The sequence below is a fragment of the Hydrogenophaga sp. genome, from assembly GCF_031426985.1.
GTDB lineage: Bacteria > Pseudomonadota > Gammaproteobacteria > Burkholderiales > Burkholderiaceae_C > Hydrogenophaga.
Map to the genome: position 1 here is coordinate 1 of NZ_JASJOY010000092.1, position 3,344 is coordinate 3,344.

General features: G+C 61.6%; 3 protein-coding genes. All 3 read left to right on the forward strand.

Features of this window, described 5'->3' with window-relative positions; genetic code table 11:
* The first annotated feature begins 116 nt into the window (after nucleotides 1-116).
* A complete protein-coding gene (locus RMP09_RS11805) occupies nucleotides 117-1,298 on the forward strand; it encodes an MFS transporter (RefSeq protein WP_310566164.1) in 1,182 nt (393 codons plus the stop codon).
* A gap of 160 nt (nucleotides 1,299-1,458) precedes the next feature.
* Nucleotides 1,459-2,292, forward strand: a complete 834-nt coding sequence (gene aroE, locus RMP09_RS11810) for a shikimate dehydrogenase (protein WP_310566165.1) — start codon at nucleotides 1,459-1,461, stop codon at nucleotides 2,290-2,292.
* Nucleotides 2,293-2,511: 219 nt separating this feature from the next.
* On the forward strand, nucleotides 2,512-3,344 hold an 833-nt coding region (locus RMP09_RS11815; protein WP_310566166.1), incomplete at its 3' end, for a DUF4382 domain-containing protein.

Genomic DNA, 3,344 nt, shown 5'->3' on the forward strand with positions numbered 1-3,344 from the left:
ATCAATACGTCTTGGTGGCCCAGGTGGTACCTTTGGCCATGACGCATTTCAGTCGTGAGCTGCAAGCCATGGGCGTGGATGCGCGTGAATTTCCTTTGGGCATTTGAGGCGGACCGATGACCTCAGTGAAGCAAAGCGAGCGCAGCAGTTTGCGCGTGATGGGTCTGGCGGGTTTTGCCAGCATGGCTTCCATGCGCATGTGCGATCCGATGCTGGTGGTGTTGGGGCAGGAGTTCCAGGTCTCCACCGGTGAGGCTTCGCGTGTGGTCTCGGCCTTTGCCGTGGCCTATGGCGTGCTGCAGTTGTTTTACGGTCCGCTGGGGGACCGCTTTGGCAAGTTGCGTGTGGTCTCTTTGGCGGTGCTGGCCTGCGCCGTGTTCAGCGCCATCACCAGCATGGCGTCCGACCTCACGCTGCTGGTGGTGATGCGCGCCTTCATGGGCGCAGCGGCGGCGGGCATCATCCCGCTGTCCATGGCCTGGATCGGCGACCAGGTGGCCTATGACCGCAGGCAAGAGACCTTGGCCAAGCTGATGGGCTATACCGTCACCGGCATGATGGCCGGTCTGTGGTTTGGTGGTTTTGCGGCAGAGCATTTGGGTTGGCGCAGCGCATTTGCGGCGGTGTCGGCACTGTTTGCCATCGCGGCGTTCATGCTGTGGCGCAAGTTGCGCCACTTGCCTGCGCCCACCGCCGCCGCTGGCGCATCCAGTTTCATCGCGTACTTTGCCAGCACATTGCAGATGCTGCGTGTGCCGCGTGTGCGTCAGGTCTTGACCGTCACGGCCATTGAAGGGGCCTTGGTGTTTGGGGCCATGGCCTTCATTCCCACCCATTTGCACCAGCAGTTCGGCATGAGCGTGGTCTTTGCGGGCTCGGTCATGATGCTTTACGGTGTGGGCGGTTTGTTTTACAGCCAGTTGGCACGACGTTGGCTGGGCTGGTTGGGGGGCGAGCGCGGTTTGGTCAAGACTGGCACGGCCAGCATTGTGCTGGGGCTGCTCTTATTGGCGTGGGCGCACCAGCCCGTTTGGGGCATGCTGGGCTGCTTGGCCACCGGGTTTGGTTTTTACATGCTGCACAACACGCTGCAGGTTCAGGCCACCCAAATGGCACCCGCCTCACGCGGCACCGCCGTGACGCTGTTTGCCTGCCTGCTGTTTTTTGGGCAGTCCAGTGGTGTGCTGCTCATGGCTGCGAGTGTGGATCGGGGCTGGTTGCCTGCCGCTTTCAGCCTGGCGGCCCTAGGTGTGGCCGGTTTGGGCCTGGCCATCTCGCGCTTGGTGGGCAAGCATTGAGCCACAGCGCAGCAGGGCCAACACAGCGGCGTGGCCGTCCACGGCGGGTTCGCAAAGCGGCAAGGTGCATCGGGCAAAACAAAATGGCATTGTGGTGTGGCGTCAGGGTTTTGGGCCTGCGGCGGCGATAAGATCGGCAGATTGATCGCAGGAATCTCCCATGACAGACCGCTACGCCGTGATCGGCAACCCCATCGAGCAGAGCAAGTCGCCGCTCATCCACACCGCTTTTGCCCAGGTGACGAGGCAAGAAATGGAGTACACCAAGTTGCTGGCACCGCTGGATGGTTTTGCTTCGGTGGTAGACGCCTTTCGCGCCTCGGGTGGCCGGGGCATGAACGTGACGGCTCCGTTCAAGCTGGATGCGTTTGCTTATGCGACCGATCTGGCACCCAGCGCGCAGATGGCTGGCGCCGTCAACGCCATGAAGTTCGAAGGGGACAAGGTCTATGCCGAAAACTTTGACGGCGTGGGTCTGGTGCGCGATGTGGTGCACAACCTGGGCTGCCCGTTGCAAGGGCGCCGGGTCTTGATTCTTGGGGCGGGTGGCGCCACGCGCGGGGCCTTGCTGCCCATCCTGGCTCAAGGCCCTGCCGAGGTGGTGATCGTCAACCGCACCGTCTCCAAGGCGCAGGCCCTGGCCGAGTTGGCCCACCAGCACCAAACCGGTTCGGTGCCGGTGCGGGGCATGGGCTATGACGCGTTGGGCGATCAAGCGTTTGATGTGGTGCTGAACGCCACCTCGGCCAGCTTGACGGCCGAATTGCCGCCGTTGTCGCCATCGGCGTTTGCACCGGCTTGCCTGGCGTATGAATTGGCCTATGGCAAAGGCCTCACGCCATTTCTGCAGTTGGCCCGGCAAGCGGGCGTGACGCGCCTGGCCGATGGCGTGGGCATGCTGGCCGAACAAGCGGCCGAGGCGTTTGCATGGTGGCGCGGCGTTCGCCCCGACACGGCGGCGGTGATTGCCCAACTCACCGTGCCTTTGGTCTGATTTTTGTAACCACCGTGCCCCGCCGCGCTGCGGGTTGCGGCTGGCGTGCTTGGTCGATCGGTGTACACACATCGGTGTTTGAAAATAGTCCAAAGGCTACATGGTGTTTGCGCGGGCGATGCCGGACGATGCGTTCAGGTGTAAGCAAGCGGCATGTGGCCTTACTTTCGGTTACCGCATGCGGCTTGGTCAGAAGCCAGAATTTCCCCATCGTTTTTCATGGAGATCAACATGCGCACAACAGCACGGCTTTTCAAATCTTTGTCATGGAGCGGTTGTGGACTGCTCGTCACAGGCTTGGTCGCTTGTGGTGGCGGTGGCGGTGGACCGTCCAGCGGCACCCTCAAATTGGCCATGACCGATGCGCCCGCTTGCGGTTATGACCACGTCTATGTCACGGTGAACAAAATCCGGGTGCACCAAAGTGCCAACGCCGACGGCACAGAGGCGGACTGGAGCGAGCTCAGCATCCCGGCTCAACGCATTGATTTACTCTCTTTGACCAATGGGGTGCTGCAAGAGTTGGGCTCTTTGCCTTTGCCCGCAGGCACCTACCAGCAGGTGCGCTTGGTGTTGGCCGACAACCCAGCCAACCCGTCGCAGGCCAATCCTTTGGCGAATGCGCTGGTGTTGTCAGGCACAACGGACGAAATCGTGCTGAGAACGCCCAGCGGGCAACAAAGTGGCTTCAAATTGCAGGCCCATTTTGCGGTGCAAAGTGGTCAGATCGCCGACATGGTGCTGGACTTCAACGCCTGCCGCTCCATCGTCAAGGCAGGCAGCTCGGGCAATTACAACCTGAAGCCCGTGGTGGCCGTGATCCCACGCCTGACCACGGCCATTGAAGGCTATGTGGACACGTCGATTGCAGCCCAGGTGGTGGTCTCTACACGCGATTCCAATAACAACCTGCGTGCCACCGTGCCCAATCCGCTCACGGGCAAGTTCACGCTGGCGTATTTGCCTGAAAACACCAATTACACCGTGGTGGTCGCTGGGCAAAACCTGACCACGGCAGCGGTCACCCATGTCCCGGTGTCGCTGGCCACCGG